The following is a 19,285-nucleotide window of genomic DNA, read 5'->3' as shown; positions in this document are numbered from 1 at the left end:
CGAATTAACGAACGCGCAGCATGCGCGCCACTTTTGCCACGTCAGACGGATGCACCATGGTGCTGCCGCGCAGTTGACGCTTACGCTTAGTGGACATTTTGGTCAGGATGTGGCTCTTGAAAGCGTGCTTGTGCTTGAAGCCTGAAGCTGTCTTCAGAAAGCGCTTCGCTGCACCGCTCTTGGTTTTCATTTTTGGCATGTTCGGATACTCCGCATTCAGTTAATAAATATAATCGCAAGGCCTGCCGTGCCCTGTTGATTACTTCTTCTTTTTGGGGGCGATGACCATAATAAGCTGGCGTCCTTCCATCTTCGGGTGCTGTTCAACGGTGCCGTATTCAAGCAAGTCACCTTCAACTCGCTTCAACAACTCCATGCCCAACTCCTGATGCGCCATCTCACGACCACGGAATCGTAATGAAACCTTGGCCCTGTCCCCCTCACTAAGGAAACGTACCAGGTTGCGTAGTTTTACCTGGTAATCCCCTTCCTCCGTCCCTGGGCGAAACTTGATTTCTTTGATCTGTACTTGTTTCTGGTTCTTCTTCGCCGCTGCTACCTGCTTCTTCTTTTCAAACAGGTGCTTGCCGTAGTCCATGATGCGACATACAGGGGGCAAAGCGTCAGCAGAAATCTCAACCAGATCCAGCTTAGCTTCTTCAGCTATGCGTAGCGCTTCATCAATAGAGACGATGCCAATCTGCTCGCCTTCAGCGCCAATTAACCGAACCTCGCGTGCCGAGATATTCTCATTGATCGGCGCCTTGGGTGCAGTTCGTTTATCTTGTCTCATTTCACGCTTAATAATGATTACTCCAAATCTTGGCGACCACGCCGGGAAACCGCCTGCGTAACGAAATCAGCAAATTGGGATAGGGACATTGAGCCCAGATCAGTGCCTTCACGGGTACGCACGGCGACAGTTTGCGTTTCAACTTCCCTATCTCCAATAACCAAGAGATAAGGAACCTTGAGCAAAGTATGCTCGCGGATTTTAAAGCCTATTTTTTCATTTCTCAAGTCAGACTTGGCACGAAAGCCGCTTTGATTGAGTGTTTTTTCCACTTCAAGGGCAAAATCAGCCTGTTTATCGGTGATATTCATCACCACGGCCTGAACCGGAGCAAGCCAGGCAGGAAACGCACCCGCATATTGCTCGATCAACATTCCGACAAACCGCTCAAACGAACCCAGGATTGCGCGGTGCAGCATGACCGGACGATGACGACTGTTGTCTTCGGCGATATAGCTGGCATCCAGACGCTCTGGCAAGTTTGGATCGTACTGCAAAGTACCACATTGCCAGTTACGACCCAGGCAGTCTTTCAGGGTGAACTCGATCTTCGGTCCGTAGAAAGCGCCCTCGCCTGGCTGATATTCCCACTCAAGACCCGACTCATTCAGGGCGTCGGCCAGCGCACCTTCGGCACGGTCCCACAACTCTTCGGCACCCACACGCTTGGCCGGACGCGTCGACAGCTTCATGGCGATATCAGTGAAACCAAAGTCGGCATAAACCTGCAGTGTCAGCTTGATGAAGTCAGCCGCTTCCTGCTTGACCTGCTCTTCAGTACAGAAAATGTGCGCATCGTCCTGGGTAAAACCGCGCACACGCATGATGCCATGCAGCGCGCCTGAGGGTTCATTACGGTGGCAAGCACCAAACTCAGCCAGGCGCAGCGGCAGATCACGGTACGACTTCAAGCCCTGATTGAATACCTGCACATGGCACGGACAGTTCATCGGCTTGATCGCGTAATCACGGCTTTCCGACTCGGTAGTAAACATGTTTTCCGCGTAGTTGGTCCAGTGCCCGGACTTCTCCCACAGGATACGGTCAACCACTTGTGGCGTCTTGATCTCCTGGTAGCCATGTTCACGCTGGACCTGGCGCATGTATTGCTCGATCACCTGATACAGGGTCCAGCCATTGGCATGCCAAAACACCATGCCCGGCGCTTCTTCCTGCAGGTGGAACAGGTCCAGCTGCTTGCCAATACGGCGATGGTCGCGCTTTTCGGCCTCTTCAATACGCTGGATATAAGCAGCCAACTGCTTTTTATCTGCCCAGGCAGTGCCATAAACGCGCTGCAATTGCTCGTTCTTGGCATCACCGCGCCAGTAAGCGCCCGACAACTTGGTCAGTTTGAAGGCTTTGAGAAAACGTGTATTCGGCACATGCGGGCCACGGCACATGTCGACATATTCTTCGTGGAAGTACAGGCCCATCGATTGCTCGCCAGGCATATCCTCGACCAGGCGCAGCTTATAGTCTTCACCACGGGACTTGAACAGCTCGATAACCTCGGCGCGCGGCGTAACCTTTTTGATCACGTCGTAATCTTTCTCGATCAACTGCTGCATGCGCTTTTCGATCGCCGCTACGTCTTCCAGAGTAAAGGGGCGTGGCGAAGCAATATCGTAGTAAAAGCCATCATCAATGACCGGACCGATCACCATCTTGGCTTCAGGGAACAGCTGCTTGACCGCATGGCCGACCAAATGCGCGCACGAGTGGCGGATTATCTCAACGCCTTCCTGATCTTTGGGCGTAATGATCTGCAGCGTTGCGTCGTGATCGATCAGATCACAGGCGTCAACCAGCTTGCCGTCGACCTTGCCGGCAACAGTGGCTTTAGCCAGGCCTGCACCGATGGATTGAGCCACCTCAAGTACGGATACCGGGTGATCGAATGGACGTTGACTGCCGTCGGGAAGAGTAATGATGGGCATGGCGCCTCCTCTCCTAGTGGTGACCTCTACCAAAGGCCACATGGGTTGGGATGAGCCAGTAAGCGATTCGGCGGAATTCCTGCCTTACTATGGCAGCGGCATTGAGCCGACCTGACCGAACCGCAGTCACTGGAGGTTTACGTAGCGAAAACTTGATGCATACAACACAAAAAACGGCCGCCTAAGCGACCATTTTTAGTAATTACATTTAAGCATGCTCGACCAGCGCGATTAAAAACGCACACGGGGCACACCCAAGCGACTGAAACGCAAAGAAAAAAGATATGCCTTTGCAGCCAAGAGCGCACTATAACATTAAAACCAAGGGCTTATGGCAGTTTTCAGATTATCTGGACGGCAATCAACCACCTCAAACCACCTCGGGTGCGACACAGCTTTGGATGCACAGGTCTGCACAACCTGACTACGACTTCCAAGTTGCAGTGAGCTGCCTCACAACTCAAATCAAAGGTGCATCGACTACAAAAGTAAACTTAAGTACCCTGCGCCGCCGCAGGCATAGGCAACGGACGCACAGCCGGGCGATCGCGCAACGAGACTGATCGACACACTTGTATTGATCGACCTGGCAGACCAGAACCTGCCTGCCCTGCCAAAACCACTCATAAAGGGAATTTAGATGAACCCCATTGAACTAAAGCCTAAATCCATCATTGGCTACGTAGTCGCCTTTGTTGTAGGCATCCTGGTACTCGGCGTGCTTTTTGGAAGCTGGTACACCGTCGATGAAACCGAACGCGGCGTTTTACTACGCAACGGTGCACTGGTGGGGATAGTTGAACCCGGCCTCTCGTTCAAGATGCCATTTATCGAGTCCGTAAGCTTCATCTCCATCCAAAGCCAAGCCACGAGCTACAACAAGGTCCAGGCCTACAGCAAGGACCAGCAAACCGCAGAACTGACTGTATCGATCTCCTGGCACGTCCCCGCCAGCGAGGTGGCGAAGGTCTACACCCAATACAAGGATCTCGACGGGCTATTGACCCGACTGATCTCTCGCCAAGTGGGCACTCAAATCGAGAATGTATTCGGCCAGTACAACGCAGTAACCGCAGTGCAACAGCGCGGGCGCTTTGGTGCTGATGTTTCCAAGGCGATTACCGACTCGATCAAGGGCCCGGTGATCATCGACAGCGTGCAAGTCGAGAACATCGACTTCAGCGATGACTACGAACGCTCGATTGCCCAGCGCATGAAAGCCGAAGTGGAGGTCAAGACCCGCGAGCAGATGCTGGCCACCGAGCAGGTCCAGGCGCAGATCCGCGTGACCCAAGCTCAAGCTGAAGCCGACTCCAAGGTTGCCCAGGCCAAAGCCGATGCGGAAGCCACTCGCTTGCGCGGTGAAGCTGAAGCCGATGCGATCAAGGCGCGCGCCCAGGCACTGGCAAGCAATCAAAATCTCGTGGAGCTGACCAAGGCAGAACGCTGGAACGGCGTACTTCCGACCACGGTTCTACCCAACGGAACCCTGCCGTTTATAGACGCCAAGTAATACTTCCAAGGCCAGATCGCCGATGCCTCGACGCATCCAGGGGGTCTGGCCGCCGCCTCACCCGCCCTGCCAATCGAGACATGTGCACGCCCTGGCTGCGCCGCATCCGCACGACTCGAACAAATCCCCGCCCCTAGCCAACACCCCACCTGCGACACTCCAGAGGTGACGGGACGCATATCAGGACAGGCAGACCAGCAAATCAGTAGCCCCCAGAATGCATCTGCCGGGCGGCCTGGGCAGGCAAATCGCTTGCCCAAATATTCCAGAAACAAAAAAGGCGACCCCTAAGGATCGCCTTCTAAGTACCGCCCAAGAGCGGTTTGTTTGGTAGGCACAATTGGATTCGAACCAACGACCCCCACCATGTCAAGGTGGTGCTCTAACCAACTGAGCTATGTGCCTGCAATGGGTGCGCATTCTACGTCCGAGCGCAAAACTGTCAATAGTTTTTTTCGCTAACCGACTGAATAAATGCATTTTTTAGGCATCAAGAGGCTGCTGAAGATTTCTTAAAGACCACTAGCCGGGCATTTTCAACTCGGGTAGCATCAGGATATTCGTAAAAAATAAACAACAGAGGTTGCAAAATGGCGCACACGGAATACCCACAATCCTATTACGCGGCTTCCGCGAACCCCGTCCCTGCCCGCCCTGAACTCAATGGTGACGTCGAGACTGATGTGTGCATTGTTGGCGCTGGCTACACGGGGTTATCAACTGCAATCTCGCTACTCGAAAATGGCTTCAAGGTGAGTATTGTCGAGGCGGCGAAAGTCGGTTTCGGCGCATCCGGACGTAACGGCGGCCAGATTGTTAACAGCTATAGCCGCGATATCGACGTGATTGAACGTAGCGTTGGCCCCAAGCAGGCACAGCTGTTGGGCCAGATGGCGTTCGAGGGCGGTAGCATCATTCGTGAGCGAGTCGCCAAGTACAACATTCAGTGCGACCTCAAGGACGGCGGTGTTTTCGCGGCCAATACCAGCAAGCACATGACCCACCTGGAGTCGCAAAAGAAACTCTGGGAACGCTACGGCCACACTCAACTCGAGCTGATGGATGCCAAGCGCATCCGTGAAGTAGTGGCCACGGATAACTACGTCGGTGGCATGCTCGACATGAGTGGCGGCCACATCCACCCTCTTAACCTGGCGCTGGGCGAGGCTGCGGCTGTCGAGTCATTGGGCGGAGTTATCTACGAACAGTCACCCGCAACACGCATTGAGCGCGGCGCGAACCCGGTTGTGCACACGCCAAAAGGTCGAATCAAGGCAAAGTTCGTGGTTGTCGCCGGCAACGCATACCTGGGCGACCTGATGCCTGAGCTGAGCGCAAAATCAATGCCGTGCGGCACCCAGGTGATTGCTACCGAGCCGCTGTCCGATGAAATGGCCAAAAGCATCCTGCCACAAGATTATTGCGTAGAAGACTGCAACTACCTGCTCGACTACTACCGCCTGACTGGCGACAAGCGCCTGGTTTTCGGTGGTGGCGTGGTTTACGGCGCTCGTGACCCGGCCAATATCGAGGCCATCATTCGTCCCAACATGATCAAGACCTTCCCGCAGCTCAAGGATGTGAAGATTGATTATGCCTGGACCGGCAACTTCCTCCTGACGCTTTCGCGCTTGCCGCAAGTCGGTCGTATTGGCGATAACATCTACTACTCACAAGGCTGCAGCGGGCACGGCGTAACCTACACCCACCTCGCGGGCAAGGTGCTTGGCGAAGCACTGCGCGGCCAAGCCGAACGCTTCGATGCCTTTGCTGGCCTGCCACATTACCCATTCCCGGGTGGACGCTTGCTGCGCGTACCTTTCACGGCAATGGGCGCCTGGTATTACAGCCTGCGTGACAGACTCGGCTTCTAGGCACTACCCATTAAAAACGGCGCCAATTGGCGCCGTTTTTTATAGCAGTCAAAACACTACTGCATGGTTGAGCAGGCCTGCAAAACCGAGCACTGCCCGGCCGCCTGAGTGGCCACCTTCAATGGCGAACCAAACCGCTCGTCTTTAGGTGCCAGTTGTTTTGCGCACGCCTGAGCCTGCGCAGCCTGCTGGCCACAACCGCGCTCAGCCAAGACCTGGGACAAGTTGAACCAACCGGCAGCAAAGTCCGGTTTATGCTGAACGCTTTTGCGCAGGTCCGCCTCGGCACCCGCAGCATCCCCGCCGGCATGACGACTGTTGGCCATGGCAAACCAGGTCAGCGCCTCATTTGGCCATTGTCGCGTCGCGGTGCGATAAGCGCTCAAGGCCGCCTGTTTGTGGTCGGTCTCCTCAAGGTCACTCGCCGCCTTCAACCATGTTTGCATCTCCGGATTGGCAGGCAACTTGTTGGGTGGCATCGTCACCACGGCCCAGCGTTTGGCCCGCGCCCAGCTTTCATCAAAACCGGCGAAGCCGGTCGTCCAGCGACGCGTCGTGCCGGAGCGTAAAATCAGGGTTTTGGCACGCAAATCAAAACCGACAACCACCGCAAAGTGCCACTGCGGATACCAGTCGAACGCCTGATTCTGCAATACCAGCACCGGGTTACCGGCGGCAACCTGGTGCAGTATTGACTCCAGTTTTGGCTGCAGCGGATACACCAGCATGTCATGCGCCCGCGCAGCTGCCACCATTTCTATCTGCAAGCTGCCTTCACGACCAGGAATGTAGACCTGATCCTTGAGCAAACCTGGGCTGGTTGCCACGCCCCGCTGGGTCAACATGGTCGACAGTGCCGCCGGACCGCACTGATACTCGGTTTGAGGGAAAAAAGGGACGTCACTGAGTTCAACCCGCTCAGGCAACTGCGCAGTCTGCGGTGATAACACCGGAGACTGCGCACAAGCTGAAAGCATGATAGTGAGTACGGTCGGGACCAATAGCCTGATTATCGATTTATACATTTCACAAAACTGAAGATGTCGGTAGCGCAGAGCATATCGGTAACGATGAAGATCACAAAGAACAACACGATAATACCGATAACACCACTACCTGCAGGCGCCTGATCCAGTTGCTGGTTGAACTGGGCAAGCTCGGCATTGGTCAGGCTGTTGATACGCTTCTCGACCGTGGTCCGGTCAACTCCGAGGCTGTGCAGTTTGTCCTGCACACCTTGCTCATCGAGCATGCTCAGTAACTGCTGGCGATCTACTTGTTGCTGATGTTCAGCCAAGACTTCAGAAGTGCCGATCATCGATGCATTTGCCAGCGGCACCTGGGCCACCATCAGCAGATGAAATACTGCCAGGCTTGCTGCTAGTCGACGAAATACTGAACCTTTACTCATGACACTTACCTCTCGATTTATTTCACGTTATGACTAAATCAACAAGCAAGGGTTCATCGACGCCGGGCGGCGACGATAATTTAAATTAAGCCTAGGCCTGAAAAATCTCCTCCCAGCGGGCATCTGGCTCGTTCCAGCCGTCAATGTAGTCGCCAAAAACTGACTCACACAACAAAGAGTCTAGCCAGTTTTTGGCTCATTCATCAGCCGGTCCGCGACCTGGCTGATCTGCTCGATCAACGCCTGCTGAGCCTTGGGGTACTCTTCACCCGCGCGACGCAAGAGATACAAGCCAACCATCAGGTTCGGCTCCAGCACACGCATCTGAGCGCCGCCCATGACTGCAACCCTTGCCGTCAGCGGATCCACCAAGGCCATGCCCTGCCCCGCCGTGACCAAGGCGCCAGCGAGTTGATAGGTCTGAACCCAGGTATCGATCAGCGGCGCAGGTTGCAGCCCACGAAGGTGCTCGCCTATCAAGCTGCCCAGGGCATCGCGCGTATCCAAGCCAATCAACACCGCGCCAGCAAGGTCCTGCAGGTAAACCGGCTCCATGCACTGCGATTGACTCCAGCAACCTGCGGGGGCTATTAACTGCATGCAGCCCTGGGCAAGTAACTGGCACTGCAAGCCTGGGTGCTCAACGAGCTGCAAGGTCAAGCCAATATCCGCCTCGCGCAATAACAAGCGCTGGATCATCTCGGCCGAATGCTGGGTCGCCAACTCACAATTGACACCTGCATGCCTATCTCGCCATTGGCTCAACGCCAAAGGTAAAAGCTGTTGCGCCAGGGCCGGGGTGGAGACTAACCGCAGGTTATCTTCCGCACCTCGCCTGAGACTGCCAGCCAGGCGTCGCAGGCTTTGCAAATCCGCGGACAGGCTTTCGGTCTTGTTGCGCAAGATTCTCGCCTCAACAGTCGGCTCCAGTTTGCCACGCACGCGGTTGAATAACCTGAAGCCCAGCTGTTGCTCGGCATGCTTCAATGCTTTGCTTGCTGCCGGCTGGGAAATATTCAACAGATCCGCCGCGGCAGTGACGCTGCCGGTTTGCAAGATTGCCTGAAACACTTCGATATGACGCAGGTGCATGCTTTGTTCCTCCGGGTGCAGAGCAATAGCATAGCTTTTGGTTATGGCCTAGCTGCAATCTTTCATTGGTTTCCAACTCATGCATTTACATACCCTGAAAACCAATTTGGTATGAGGTGTATGCATGCGAGTTGCGGTGATCGGAGGAGGCGTCATTGGCTTAACGACAGCCTATGCCCTAATACGCGAAGGTCATGAGGTCGACCTGATTGAGCGACGCGACGAGGTCGGGCTGGAGACCAGCTTCGCCAACGGCGGCCAGCTTAGCTATCGTTATGTGTCGCCACTGGCCGATGCGGGAGTGCCGCTCGAAGCACTGGGCTGGATGCTGCGCAGCGACGCGCCCCTGCGCTTCAAGCCGCAATTCAATCTGCAGCAATGGCGCTGGTGCCTGCAGTTTCTGGCTGCATGCCGACGCTCGGTCAACCAACGCAACACGGCTCACTTGTTGCGCCTGGCCCTGCATAGCCAAAAAATACTGAGCGCCTGGCGCGAGCAAGACGCGCTCGATAACTTCGCCTGGCGCTCAAACGGCAAGCTGGTGGTTTATCGCACCCCGACGAGCTGGGCCAAGGCGAGCAAGACGCCTGGCGATGACAACCGCCAACTACTGAGCGCAGAGCAGTGCCTGGATACCGAGCCCGCCCTCGCCGGGATCGCCAATGAACTGCTCGGCGGCGTTTACGCACCCGGAGATGAAGTCGGCGACTGCTATCTATTCTGTCGGCAATTGCTCCAGCGACTTCAAGCCAACAGCGCATTCAAGCTGCACGCCAACTACGATGTCAAAGGCTTGCGCGTCAGCAATGGCAAGGTCAAGGCGCTGCAATTGAATTGCGGTGATGAACATCTGGTGGATCATCTTGTGGTCGCGGCAGGCGTCCACAGCATCGCGCTGCTCAAGCCCCTGGGTATCGATGTGCCGCTCTACCCGCTCAAGGGCTACAGCCTCAGCCTGCAACTCGATAACCCGAAAGCGGTGCCTGAAACCAACGTTACCGACTACGACAACAAAGTCGTTTACGCCCGCCTGGACGACCAACTTCGAGTTGCGGCCATGGTTGATGTTGGCGGCTGGGATAGCCAGCTAGATGCTCTTCGAATCAAACAGTTACGCGATCTTGCCGCCCGTAGCTTTCCCGAGGCTGGAGACTTCGCTGCGGCGACGCCTTGGGCGGGACTGCGCCCGGCCACCCCACAAGGCACACCCTGGCTGGGCGCGAGTGGCATCAATAATCTCTGGCTGAACCTGGGCCATGGCAGCCTGGGCTTTACCCTTGCCTGCGGCAGTGCCGATGTACTGGCACAGCTGATTGCCGGCTCACCCGCCCCGATCGCCCTGGACGGCCTCACGCATACATAAGGCATTCACCATCATTCAATAGGGAGTTTTATGAATATCCAACGCATGCAAACCAATGATCGCCTGTCAGGCGCCGTAAACTTCGGCGAACTGGTGTTTTTGTCAGGCCAGGTTCCCACCAACCGCTCGCTCGATGTGGCAGGTCAAACCGTTGAGGTCCTGGCCAAGATCGACACTTTGCTGACTGAAGCAGGCTCTGATCGGAGCCAATTGTTAAGCGCCCAAATATGGCTCAAAGACATTGAGCACGACTTTGCAGCCATGAACCAGGAATGGATCAAATGGCTGCCACAAGGTTGCGCCCCAGCCCGTGCAACCGTTGAAGCGCGCCTGGCATCAGGCGATGTGCTGGTTGAGATCATGGTCATTGCAGCACGCAATAGCTAAGGCCCTTTTCAAGCCCGGGCTCACAAAATCGATGCTCGTTGCTGAGCCCGGGTGCATTCAAATAGTGGTGAGCGAGCATAAAAGATAGTCTGTTCAAACAATTACAATCAGGGGACATACCGATGAAAAATAACAAAACCCGGTTTCTTATCAGCGCACTGGCCGGTCTCTGCCTGGCCACTCCAACACTGGCAGCAGAACGCTATGTAACCATTGGCACCGGTGGTCAAACAGGTGTCTATTACACTGGCGGCCAATCAATTTGCCGGTTTCTCAATCGTGCACAGGTGCAACCGCCAATCAAATGCAACGCCACCTCAACGGCAGGCAGCGTGAGCAATATTGTCGCGCTCAATGGCGGCGAATATGACTTTGGCTTTATTCAGTCAGACCACCAGTACAAGGCCCAAAAAGGCCTCGCACCTTTCGATAAGCTCGGCCCACAAACCAAGCTGCGCACCCTCTTCTCGCTGCAAAGCGAAATCCTGACCATCGTTGCCCGCAAAGACAGCGGTATAGACACAATCGAAGACCTCAAGGGCAAACGCGTCAATATTGGTGTGCCTGGCTCGGGCAGCCGGGATACGGTTGATGAAGTCATGGCTGCCGAGGGCTGGACAAATGCCAGTTTCTCCCTGGCGGCTGAACTCAAGCCTGCGGAAATGGCGGCGGCTCTCGGCGACAATAACCTGGACGCCATCACCTATGTGGTTGGCCATCCAAGCGGGGCGATCCAGGAAGCCCTGGTCAATGTCGATGCGCAGCTTATCCCGGTCACAGGCCCGGCAATCGACAAGCTGTTGAGCAAGGCCCCCTACTTCAGCAAGGAAAGCATTCCGGGCGGCATTTACCCAGGCGTCGATGCCCCGGTACCCTCGATTGGCGGCAAAGCGGTACTGGCTACCATGTCGAGTACCGATCCTGAGTTGGTCTACCAGTTGGTCAAGTCCGTGTTCGACAACCTTGAACGCTTCAAGCGCTTGCACCCAGCCTTCAAAGACCTCAAGGCACAAGACATGATCAAGGTCGGCCTCACTGCGCCCCTGCATGAAGGCGCGGTGCGCTACTACAAAGAACAAGGCTGGATGTAGATCCGGATTGGCTTTAGCGAGGCCCTGCGATTCAGGGCCTCGTCATAACCAGATACAGCCGCTATCAAGCAAGAATTCAGTCACTACCCGCCTCGTCTTCGTTGCTTGCCGTATCTGCCGTAAGCCATTGCAGCGTAGCGTCGCACGCAGCGGACCAAGGCCTGCTCATCTGATGCCTTCGCAGCAGCTCAACACCCCTGGCGGTGAACGTACCTGGGGACGCAATAGCATTACCCATGGCTGCCAGGTCTGCATCGGGATTGTGATGAGCGCTGGCAAGGCAGTCCTGCATATTGCTCAGCACCAATTGCCTGGCTTGAGCCTCTGGCATCCCTTGCGCGACGAACCATTGCTGAAGATCCTGCAGCCAGAAATAAAACCAGCCATTCATGCACGCAGCAACGGTCGCCAGTTCAAAAGCCTCTTCCTCGTCCAGCAAAACAGCTGTACCCAATGGCGCCAGATACTGCTGGACAAGGTCATTGCGCGGGTAGATCACAACCGTGGTGCTGTTGATCTGGGCCGCGTAGGAAAGCATCGCCCGAACCACCTGCGCACCGGGAAAATAACGCGCTAACGCATCGAGCTTCATGCCGGCCACCAGCGAGACCAGGGTTTTACCAGGCGTAATTGTCACCTCTTCGGCCAACTGAGCAACGGCGTCAGGACGAACACCGAGGATAAGAAGGTATGAACTATCAATGACCGCCTGATTGCCTGCCATGATCTGGCAGTCGAAGGCGTCCGATAAAGCCTGGGCACGGGCCTGATTACGCGGAGACAGCCTTATCGCGCCAGGGTAACCGCTGCGCCGCAAGCCGCGAACAACCTTCTCCGTGAGTTCGCCTACCCCCAAGATCCCAATAGTGTGCATGCAACCTCCATCGCGGGTTTGTTCAGGTTCCAGTGCCACACAATCTACCTGAAGGCTTGGGTTAAGGGGCCGGATGGGCGATGATTTGCCTGCCCGCCCTGCTGGCAAGAGCCTATGTGGCTAGGTTGAACGCCTTGGTGAATCAATGGAGACTTGCGAAAACATGCTTGATAAACACCACTTTGCAGTTGCGCTGTTCACCAGCACCTTATGGATCTTTGGTGCCGCTGATTGCCTTGCCGCGAACACCTCTGAGAGCGCGTTGAAAGCCTCCGTGGATGCAGTCATTGAACCACTGATGCAAAACCAGGGCATTCCCGGAATGGCCGTGGCACTGCTGGTCGATGGCCAGGCGCATTACTTCAGCTACGGTATTGCATCCAAAGCTGATAAACAGCCGGTGACACCGAACACCCTCTTTGAAATCGGTTCGATCAGCAAGACCTTCACCGCCACACTCGCTGGCTACGCGGTCGCCAAAGGTCGATTGGCCCTGCCAGCCAACGCCAGTGATTACGTGCCACAATTACACGGCAGCGCCTTTGACCACATCAGCGTGCTTAACCTGGGGACCTATACCGCTGGCGGCTTGCCATTGCAGTTTCCAGCTAAAGCAGATGCCGCAGACAAGATGATGGGCTATTACCAACAGTGGCAACCCAGCTTCGCAGCCGCCGAGCAACGGCTGTATTCAAACCCAAGCCTGGGCCTGTTTGGCTACGCGGCAGCCGAGAGTCTCGGACAACCTTTTGACGACCTGATGGAAAAAACCCTGTTTCCCAAACTGGGCCTGAAGAGCAGCTACATCCAGGTTCCACAGGTGCAAATGAGCCACTACGCCCAAGGCTATACAAAGGATGACAGTCCAGCCAGAGTCGGCCCGGGGGCTATGGCATCGCAAGCCTATGGTGTGAAAACCACGGCAGAGGACATGCTGCATTTTGTCCGCATGAACCTGCAAGCCCAGGGACTTGAGCCTGCGCTGCAACATGCCATCAACCTAACCCAAACCGGCTACTACCAAGCTGGACCACTGACCCAAGGCCTGGGCTGGGAGCTTTACGCCTATCCAGTTACGCTGAAAACACTGCTGGAGGGGAACTCAACCCAGATGGCACTTGAGCCACATAAGGCCAATTGGTTTGAAACGCCGCAGCCACCACAACCCAGTAGCTGGATAAACAAAACCGGCTCGACCAAGGGCTTCGGTGCCTACGTTGCCTATATACCAGCCAAGCAAATCGGCATTGTTCTGCTGGCGAACAAGAACTATCCCATCCCAAGCCGGGTTAAAACGGCTTATAAGCTGCTCAGCATCGTGGGTGCAGGCAATTAGACGATCACATTGATTGCGCGGCACGGCCAGAAGCAGATACTGATTACCCAGCGACCAACCAAGAACTTACACATCAAGTAGAAAACCATGAATCGTCGGAAAAAAATCAAGCAGCTACTAGAAGCTCACGCCAAGAAGGCCAGCGCTAAAAAAGCACCACGAAAAAAGTCTACCTACGTCAGCAAAGCGGACCGACTCAAACTTGCAGCTGAAGCAACACAAGACTCAATCACCGCCCCGGAGAGCCGGACTGCCCCAACCAGTGAGCAGTGAAAACCACACTTGCTATACGACTGGCCGACTGCTCATGGCGACTACGACCTGCCCTGTCACGCTGCTTCAGCGTGACCCCAACGACGGATCTGATTAACGAAACTTAAGTACCTCGGAATTTCAGCTAGTTAGATACTGAATCTGTTTTGCTGCAGCAAAATTTAAGCAAGGGAAAACACATGCTTGTTCCACCATTTGCATCGACCTGACCAGTCATTTGCATCAGATTAGGCTTGCACAATCCATGGATATGATCGTTCGCAATCGGCCGATTCTGTTGAAAAAGTAGCTTCAGCGGCAGCCAGCCGATCAGGTGTGCCTGCTGCCAAAGTGGCTGCAAGCCACTTCAAGTTGCCTTTCGGCGTTTCACTGAGCGTCCTTGCTCAGGTTTGAGGGTTAATTTGAGGGTTTCTGCTCGCAGCAGGCGTACCTATCCCGTGAGCGGTGGCCCTTGAGGTAAAAGCTTGGCCATGCGTCGCAGGTTTTGCACTGCCGCGGCCAAGGTGAATTCGTCAGTTGCCCCCGTGAGGCCACGCAGTCGTAAACGGTCGAGTTTCATGATCCGTTTGAGGTGGGGGTAGTCCAATGCAGCCGTTTTGAAGTAAGCAAAAACTCAATCATCTCGCCGCAAATACCCTCAAACACTCCAATACCGTCAATCAGTCTGTTAAGGTCAAGTCTTCACAGTATTTTTGACAGGAGGTCATCATGGCGAAACCAGCCGCCCGACAAACCGACCCAACCAACTGCCCGATCCCAGGGCACGGTACCAACCCAATAGCTACGGGCTCCCCAAACGTCTTCTTCGATGGACTCCCAGTTGCACGCCAGGGCGATACTTGTACCTGTGGCAGTACCCTATCGACTGGTTTGGCCTCCACGGTATTCATCAACGGCAAGAATGCTGCAACTATCGATACCGGCGGTACTCATGGCAGTATCGTAATAGGTGGTTCGGGTACGATCATCATCGGTGACGCTCACACGCCAGCACCATTTATACCTCCAGAGCCTCTGAACATTATTCCTAACTGGATCGGTTTCGTTATTCCTGCATCTGAAAGCTATGCAGGAATTTTGTGCACCGCTCACTTCGACGACGGATCTGCAATGTCTGGAACTTTTGACTCGGCCAATACAGTCAAGTTTTCCAACCCTACCGGAAGGTTTTGTCATACATTGGAATTTGCTCAGCATGAAGATACCTGCACTACATCAAGCATAGACGGACTGTTGAAAGAAATATTGGAACAAGGTCCTTCTCATGACTGAACCTTACATAGTGACCGGTAGCTATATTGTAAAAAGCGAACACACACTGACGCAGTCACCTCTTGAAATGGCCATCGCTGGCATGGAGGGCGCCGCAACACGATTTTCTATAGATGCGATCAAAGACGAACGAGTCCGCGCGAGCTATCAACGCAATATTAAACGCATGTCTGAACAAGTTTTCGCCGACGTACGAGCGGGAAACATCAGCGTTGAAGAAGGTACAAAATTTAGTAATGAAATGCGCAACAAAATTATGTTTGAGCATCGCAAATTCACTTCCGCCCATGGCTTAGCCATCGTACAAAAAAAGAAAAAATCCGGCAAAACCTACACAGATATCCTCAACGAAAAGTCGAAAACTCAATTCGGCCAAAACTACGAGCAACTTTCAAAGACGCAGCAGAAAGAAATCCTGTACAAAGCATTAGAACGCTCGGGAAGCGCCAACGCTAAATTCACCTCTGGCACGAAGATCATGTCTGTCATGGGGAAGGTTGGCATCATCATGACCGCAGCGCTGGCCACTTACGAAATTCTTGAAGCAGACAACAAGGTCAAAGAGAGCGCCCGTCAAGCGACTATCTTAGGCGCTGGTGCCGCCGGAGGGTTTCTGGCCGGACTAGGCGTTTCTGTTATTTGTGGTCCCGCAGCCCCTGCATGCGCCATAGCCGTCATACTGATCGGAAGCGCTGCGGGAGGTGTAGCCGGCGGAGTGATCGCCGATACTTTCGATGATGAACTGGAGGAGCTTTCGCATTGGGATATATTCTGACTCCGCAAGAGAAAGCGAGTATCCAGATAGCACTGGCTGAAACTTTTGTAGATAGCGTCGTCGACTACGCTCATATCGCAGAACGCATTCGCGGCTATGACTTAAAAATTGTGGAAGAAATTCTGTATTCAGAAGTAGCTCCTGTATGCTTCAGCAACCTTGAAACACCAGTCCCTCCTATATGGGCTGGCTTCAAGGACGACTGGCTATTAAATGAAATAGAAAACGAACTCAAGGCCCGAGAATCTAGCTTGATACGCCGAGCGTTTGACAAGCTTAAAGTTGCATGGCTTCGCTATAGCTATAGCTATATATGGAAAGAAATCATGAACAATTATGACTCCAAAAAATAAAAATATACTTTTCAAGCAGGCACAAAAAAGCCCGGTGCCGCAGTCCCCCACAACACCGGGCCTCTTATACGATCAATGGCTTTACGTCTTAGCCAGCCAAACATCAGCAGCCTTCTCAAATCCCACCCACTTCCCCTCGGCACTCAGGCCCCGCTCCGCAGCAAGTTTGGCGGCGATGGCTTGGGTATCAACTTCGCCTTTTGCCATGGCAATCAGTAATTCAGTCGGCAGGATCTGCAAGTATTTGTTGAGGTTCCGACGTCTCCCCCGATTTGATTAGGCTGACACCAGTAACGCTCTGGCCCGAACACTTAGCAAGCGAATGTGATCACCAGTTCACCCTTGATTATCCCGGTCTGTACCCAATTGTTTCTCTTGCTGTTTATCTTCAGGGTTCTTTTGAGCTTGATCTGTTCGCCGGCTTGACCACCAAGATTTCCTGATAAACTAGCCGCCCACTCCGTTGCACGGATGCTGCACGGTGCAACCCGTTTCTCGGTTTTGCTTTAGCTGCGTAAACGCTTGGCTACCTGCCTGTTGGATTGTCTGGATCGCTACAGGTGGCTTTGCGCATATCGAAACAGCAGACCGGTATTGATAGAACACACGCCATGCCCATTGATTCAACTGTAAACCGCCCTGCCCTGTCCCGCCGCTTCAGCGTGGCACCGATGATGGACTGGACGGATCGTCATTGCCGGTTCTTCTTGCGCCAGCTGTCACGCAATGCATTGCTCTACACCGAGATGGTGACGACCGGAGCGTTGCTGCACGGTGATACACAGCGGTTTCTGCGTCATGACGTGGCTGAGTACCCGCTTGCCTTGCAGTTGGGCGGCAGCTCGCCAGCGGATCTTGCGGCGTGCGCCAAGCTGGCTGAGGCTGCCGGGTACAACGAGGTGAATCTCAACGTTGGCTGCCCGAGTGATCGCGTGCAGAACAATATGATTGGCGCATGTCTTATGGCTCATCCGCAATTGGTGGCCGATTGCGTCAAAGCCATGATCGATGCGGTTGATATCCCGGTCACGGTCAAGCATCGCATCGGCATTGATGGTCGCGATAGCTATGCAGAGCTATGCGACTTTGTTGGTACGGTTCGCGATGCTGGCTGCAAGAGTTTTACCGTGCACGCACGAATCGCAATTCTTTCCGGTCTGTCTCCGAAGGAGAACCGTGAAATACCGCCCTTGCGCTATGAGGTGGCGGCGCAGTTGAAGAAGGACTTCCCCGACCTTGAACTGATCCTCAATGGCGGTATCAAAACGCTGGAAGATTGCACTGCGCACCTCGAAACCTTTGATGGCGTGATGCTCGGCCGCGAGGCGTATCACAACCCCTACTTGCTAGCCCAGGTTGATCAGAGGCTGTTTGCCAGCGATGCACCTGTGATGAGCCGCTTTGAAGCCATGCTCAGCATGCGCGATTACATTGCCCGTCATCTGCAGGAAGAGCGCGCAGCCATGCACCACGTCACCCGCCATATGCTGGGCCTGGCCCAGGGTTTCAAGGGTGCCAGACGCTTCCGCCAGTTGCTCTCGGTGGATATTCACAAGGCCAATGACCCGCTGGAACTCTTCGACCAAGCCGCTCAATTGCTCGAAGGACATTGAGCCCCGATTCGCCCTCGGGTAATGTCAGGGGATCCGCAACGACAAGGTTTAGTCATGACTAACAAGCTGGATCAACTTAAACAGTTCACTACCGTTGTCGCTGATACTGGCGATTTAGATGCCATTGCTCGCCTAAAGCCGGTCGATGCCACCACCAACCCTTCGCTGCTGCTCAAGGCCGCCGCCATGCCGCGCTACGCTGAGCTGCTGAAAAGCTCGGTCGATGGCTGTAATGGCGACTTGAACCTTGCCTGCGACCGCTTCGGGGTTGCCGTTGGCCAGGAAATCCTGAAAATCATTCCCGGACGTATTTCGACCGAAGTCGATGCGCGCCTGTCCTTCGATACCAATGCAACATTGCGCCGCGCCGAGCGCCTGGTAGAGCTGTACGAGCAAGCAGGCGTTGGACGCGAGCGTATCCTGATCAAGATCGCATCCACCTGGGAAGGTATCCAGGCTGCCGAACAGCTCGAGAAAGCGGGCGTGCAAACCAACCTGACATTGCTTTTCTCCTTCGCCCAGGCTCAGGCTTGTGCCGATGCCGGTGTGTTTTTGATCTCGCCGTTCGTGGGCCGCATTTACGACTGGTACAAAAAAGCTGAAGGCTGCGATTTTGTCGGCATGGCTGACCCTGGCGTGCAATCGGTAACACGCATCTACAACTACTACAAAGCCAATGGCTATGACACCGTGGTCATGGGTGCCAGCTTCCGCAACCTGGGCCAGATCGAACAGCTGGCTGGCTGCGACCGCTTGACCATCAGTCCGGACTTGCTACAACAGCTTGCGGATGATCAAGGCAATCTCGAGCGCAAGCTCAATACCGGCGCGACTGGCGAGGCCAAGCAAACACTGACGCAAGCGCAGTTTCGCTGGGCAATGAACGAAGACCCAATGGCCACTGAAAAGCTCGCCGAAGGCATTCGCCAGTTTGCCAAAGACCAGCAAAAACTCGAGCAGTTGCTGAGCAGCTAGCCGAGGACCACTTCGTAGGGTGTGACAACGCGAAGCTTGTCCACCATGTATCCAGATGCGGCAGCCAATGGTGGAAGGATAAAGCGTCTTCCATCCTAGGCATCAGGCTCGTTGGGAGTGACAACGCGAAGCTTGTCCACCATGCATCCAGGTGCGGCAGCCAATGGTGGAAGGATAAAGCGTCTTCCACCCTACGCATCAGGCCCGTAGGGTGCGACAACGCGCAGCTTGTCCACCATGCATCCAGATGCGTCAGTCAGCGGTGGAAGGATAAAGCGTCTTCCATCCTAGGCATCAGGCTCGTTGGGAGTGACAACGCGAAGCTTGTCCACCATGCATCCAGGTGCGGC

Annotated in this window: 19 protein-coding genes, 1 tRNA gene and 1 pseudogene; 12 read left to right on the top strand and 9 right to left on the bottom strand. The window is 54.6% G+C overall.

Features of this window, described 5'->3' with window-relative positions:
- Nucleotides 1–4: 4 nt before the first annotated feature.
- Genes rpmI through thrS form a run of 3 tightly spaced genes read right to left on the bottom strand, consistent with a single transcriptional unit; the run spans nucleotide 5 to nucleotide 2,733 of the window.
- Entirely contained in the window at nucleotides 5–199 is a 195-nt protein-coding gene (gene rpmI / locus CHB79_RS16150; RefSeq protein WP_010489097.1) for a 50S ribosomal protein L35, read from the bottom strand.
- Between the two features lie 60 nt (nucleotides 200–259).
- A complete protein-coding gene (gene infC / locus CHB79_RS16145; protein WP_176443213.1) occupies nucleotides 260–811 on the bottom strand; it encodes a translation initiation factor IF-3 in 552 nt (183 codons plus the stop codon).
- Nucleotides 811–2,733, bottom strand: coding sequence for a threonine--tRNA ligase (thrS, locus tag CHB79_RS16140; RefSeq protein WP_089360657.1), 1,923 nt, complete (start codon nucleotides 2,731–2,733; stop codon nucleotides 811–813). Before thrS ends, infC begins: the two co-directional genes overlap by 1 nt.
- A 640-nt stretch (nucleotides 2,734–3,373) precedes the next feature.
- On the opposite strand from thrS, the gene CHB79_RS16135 reads away from it, so the two are divergent.
- The gene (locus CHB79_RS16135) at nucleotides 3,374–4,246 is read left to right on the top strand and encodes an SPFH domain-containing protein (protein WP_089360656.1); all 873 of its coding nucleotides are present in this window, start codon (nucleotides 3,374–3,376) and stop codon (nucleotides 4,244–4,246) included.
- Between the two features lie 328 nt (nucleotides 4,247–4,574).
- On the opposite strand, the gene CHB79_RS16130 is transcribed toward CHB79_RS16135, so the two are convergent.
- Nucleotides 4,575–4,651: transfer RNA gene (locus CHB79_RS16130), tRNA-Val, on the bottom strand.
- Nucleotides 4,652–4,836: 185 nt separating this feature from the next.
- Between CHB79_RS16130 and CHB79_RS16125 the strand changes: the two genes are divergently transcribed.
- Nucleotides 4,837–6,120, top strand: a complete 1,284-nt coding sequence (locus CHB79_RS16125) for an NAD(P)/FAD-dependent oxidoreductase (RefSeq protein WP_089360655.1) — start codon at nucleotides 4,837–4,839, stop codon at nucleotides 6,118–6,120.
- A gap of 56 nt (nucleotides 6,121–6,176) precedes the next feature.
- Here CHB79_RS16125 and CHB79_RS16120 read toward each other — a convergent pair whose 3' ends face one another.
- From CHB79_RS16120 to CHB79_RS16110, 3 genes are all read right to left on the bottom strand, one after another.
- On the bottom strand, nucleotides 6,177–7,097 hold the full coding sequence (locus tag CHB79_RS16120) for a PA2778 family cysteine peptidase (protein WP_245851541.1): 921 nt from the start codon (nucleotides 7,095–7,097) through the stop codon (nucleotides 6,177–6,179).
- A gap of 32 nt (nucleotides 7,098–7,129) precedes the next feature.
- Nucleotides 7,130–7,531, bottom strand: a complete 402-nt coding sequence (locus CHB79_RS16115) for a PA2779 family protein (RefSeq protein ID WP_089360654.1) — start codon at nucleotides 7,529–7,531, stop codon at nucleotides 7,130–7,132.
- A 180-nt stretch (nucleotides 7,532–7,711) separates the two neighbouring features.
- Complete coding sequence (locus CHB79_RS16110; RefSeq protein ID WP_089360653.1) at nucleotides 7,712–8,623, bottom strand: LysR family transcriptional regulator; 912 nt, start codon at nucleotides 8,621–8,623, stop codon at nucleotides 7,712–7,714.
- 124 nt (nucleotides 8,624–8,747) lie between these two features.
- Between CHB79_RS16110 and CHB79_RS16105 the strand changes: the two genes are divergently transcribed.
- The 3 genes from CHB79_RS16105 to CHB79_RS16095 all read left to right on the top strand — a co-directional run bounded on the left by CHB79_RS16105 (nucleotide 8,748) and on the right by CHB79_RS16095 (nucleotide 11,464).
- Nucleotides 8,748–9,986, top strand: a complete 1,239-nt coding sequence (locus tag CHB79_RS16105) for a D-amino acid dehydrogenase (RefSeq protein ID WP_089360652.1) — start codon at nucleotides 8,748–8,750, stop codon at nucleotides 9,984–9,986.
- 30 nt (nucleotides 9,987–10,016) lie between these two features.
- On the top strand, nucleotides 10,017–10,373 hold the full coding sequence (locus CHB79_RS16100; RefSeq protein ID WP_089360651.1) for a RidA family protein: 357 nt from the start codon (nucleotides 10,017–10,019) through the stop codon (nucleotides 10,371–10,373).
- Between the two features lie 122 nt (nucleotides 10,374–10,495).
- Nucleotides 10,496–11,464, top strand: a complete 969-nt coding sequence (locus CHB79_RS16095) for a TAXI family TRAP transporter solute-binding subunit (protein WP_089360650.1) — start codon at nucleotides 10,496–10,498, stop codon at nucleotides 11,462–11,464.
- Nucleotides 11,465–11,540: 76 nt separating this feature from the next.
- Here the strand turns inward: CHB79_RS16095 and CHB79_RS16090 are convergent, their stop codons facing one another.
- Nucleotides 11,541–12,338 carry an NAD(P)-binding domain-containing protein gene (locus tag CHB79_RS16090; protein WP_089360649.1) on the bottom strand — a complete coding sequence of 266 codons (798 nt, stop codon included), beginning with the start codon at nucleotides 12,336–12,338 and terminating at the stop codon, nucleotides 11,541–11,543.
- A gap of 163 nt (nucleotides 12,339–12,501) precedes the next feature.
- Here CHB79_RS16090 and ampC point away from each other — a divergent pair, with 163 nt between their 5' ends.
- On the top strand, nucleotides 12,502–13,674 hold the full coding sequence (gene ampC / locus CHB79_RS16085; RefSeq protein ID WP_089360648.1) for a class C beta-lactamase: 1,173 nt from the start codon (nucleotides 12,502–12,504) through the stop codon (nucleotides 13,672–13,674).
- Nucleotides 13,675–13,761: 87 nt separating this feature from the next.
- The gene (locus CHB79_RS16080; protein ID WP_089360647.1) at nucleotides 13,762–13,947 is read left to right on the top strand and encodes a DUF2986 domain-containing protein; all 186 of its coding nucleotides are present in this window, start codon (nucleotides 13,762–13,764) and stop codon (nucleotides 13,945–13,947) included.
- 430 nt (nucleotides 13,948–14,377) lie between these two features.
- Here the strand turns inward: CHB79_RS16080 and CHB79_RS21940 are convergent.
- Nucleotides 14,378–14,524 (bottom strand): annotated as a pseudogene (locus CHB79_RS21940) (IS5/IS1182 family transposase); the annotation flags it as partial.
- Between the two features lie 131 nt (nucleotides 14,525–14,655).
- Here CHB79_RS21940 and CHB79_RS16075 point away from each other — a divergent pair.
- The 5 genes from CHB79_RS16075 (at nucleotide 14,656) to tal (ending at nucleotide 18,935) form a co-directional block, all read left to right on the top strand.
- Entirely contained in the window at nucleotides 14,656–15,219 is a 564-nt protein-coding gene (locus CHB79_RS16075; protein WP_089360646.1) for a PAAR domain-containing protein, read from the top strand.
- Nucleotides 15,212–15,994: a hypothetical protein gene (locus tag CHB79_RS16070; protein ID WP_089360645.1), complete on the top strand. Its 783-nt coding sequence runs from the start codon at nucleotides 15,212–15,214 to the stop codon at nucleotides 15,992–15,994. Before CHB79_RS16075 ends, CHB79_RS16070 begins: the two co-directional genes overlap by 8 nt.
- Nucleotides 15,979–16,347 (top strand): DUF7079 family protein, encoded by a 369-nt coding sequence (locus CHB79_RS16065; RefSeq protein ID WP_089360644.1) that lies wholly within the window; start codon nucleotides 15,979–15,981, stop codon nucleotides 16,345–16,347. Before CHB79_RS16070 ends, CHB79_RS16065 begins: the two co-directional genes overlap by 16 nt.
- A gap of 611 nt (nucleotides 16,348–16,958) precedes the next feature.
- On the top strand, nucleotides 16,959–17,960 hold the full coding sequence (dusA, locus tag CHB79_RS16060) for a tRNA dihydrouridine(20/20a) synthase DusA (protein ID WP_089360643.1): 1,002 nt from the start codon (nucleotides 16,959–16,961) through the stop codon (nucleotides 17,958–17,960).
- 54 nt (nucleotides 17,961–18,014) lie between these two features.
- Nucleotides 18,015–18,935: a transaldolase gene (gene tal, locus CHB79_RS16055; protein WP_089360642.1), complete on the top strand. Its 921-nt coding sequence runs from the start codon at nucleotides 18,015–18,017 to the stop codon at nucleotides 18,933–18,935.
- Nucleotides 18,936–19,285: the final 350 nt, after the last annotated feature.

It is taken from the genome of Pseudomonas segetis (assembly GCF_900188155.1).
GTDB lineage: Bacteria > Pseudomonadota > Gammaproteobacteria > Pseudomonadales > Pseudomonadaceae > Aquipseudomonas > Aquipseudomonas segetis.
The sequence above is the reverse complement of the archived record's forward strand: the minus strand, read 5'-3'. Positions and strand labels throughout refer to the sequence as shown.

What these genes read in the sequence shown, in the direction of transcription:
- CHB79_RS16095 (WP_089360650.1), top strand. Translation starts at nt 10,496, where the DNA reads ATGAAAAATAACAAAACCCGGTTTCTTATCAGCGCACTGGCCGGTCTC.
- CHB79_RS16075 (WP_089360646.1), top strand. Translation starts at nt 14,656, where the DNA reads ATGGCGAAACCAGCCGCCCGACAAACCGACCCAACCAACTGCCCGATC.
- CHB79_RS16115 (WP_089360654.1), bottom strand. Translation starts at nt 7,531, where the DNA reads ATGAGTAAAGGTTCAGTATTTCGTCGACTAGCAGCAAGCCTGGCAGTA.
- CHB79_RS16090 (WP_089360649.1), bottom strand. Translation starts at nt 12,338, where the DNA reads ATGCACACTATTGGGATCTTGGGGGTAGGCGAACTCACGGAGAAGGTT.
- CHB79_RS16135 (WP_089360656.1), top strand. Translation starts at nt 3,374, where the DNA reads ATGAACCCCATTGAACTAAAGCCTAAATCCATCATTGGCTACGTAGTC.
- tal (WP_089360642.1), top strand. Translation starts at nt 18,015, where the DNA reads ATGACTAACAAGCTGGATCAACTTAAACAGTTCACTACCGTTGTCGCT.
- CHB79_RS16070 (WP_089360645.1), top strand. Translation starts at nt 15,212, where the DNA reads ATGACTGAACCTTACATAGTGACCGGTAGCTATATTGTAAAAAGCGAA.
- CHB79_RS16080 (WP_089360647.1), top strand. Translation starts at nt 13,762, where the DNA reads ATGAATCGTCGGAAAAAAATCAAGCAGCTACTAGAAGCTCACGCCAAG.
- CHB79_RS16100 (WP_089360651.1), top strand. Translation starts at nt 10,017, where the DNA reads ATGAATATCCAACGCATGCAAACCAATGATCGCCTGTCAGGCGCCGTA.
- CHB79_RS16110 (WP_089360653.1), bottom strand. Translation starts at nt 8,623, where the DNA reads ATGCACCTGCGTCATATCGAAGTGTTTCAGGCAATCTTGCAAACCGGC.
- CHB79_RS16125 (WP_089360655.1), top strand. Translation starts at nt 4,837, where the DNA reads ATGGCGCACACGGAATACCCACAATCCTATTACGCGGCTTCCGCGAAC.
- CHB79_RS16105 (WP_089360652.1), top strand. Translation starts at nt 8,748, where the DNA reads ATGCGAGTTGCGGTGATCGGAGGAGGCGTCATTGGCTTAACGACAGCC.
- thrS (WP_089360657.1), bottom strand. Translation starts at nt 2,733, where the DNA reads ATGCCCATCATTACTCTTCCCGACGGCAGTCAACGTCCATTCGATCAC.
- dusA (WP_089360643.1), top strand. Translation starts at nt 16,959, where the DNA reads ATGCCCATTGATTCAACTGTAAACCGCCCTGCCCTGTCCCGCCGCTTC.
- ampC (WP_089360648.1), top strand. Translation starts at nt 12,502, where the DNA reads ATGCTTGATAAACACCACTTTGCAGTTGCGCTGTTCACCAGCACCTTA.
- rpmI (WP_010489097.1), bottom strand. Translation starts at nt 199, where the DNA reads ATGCCAAAAATGAAAACCAAGAGCGGTGCAGCGAAGCGCTTTCTGAAG.
- CHB79_RS16120 (WP_245851541.1), bottom strand. Translation starts at nt 7,097, where the DNA reads ATGCTTTCAGCTTGTGCGCAGTCTCCGGTGTTATCACCGCAGACTGCG.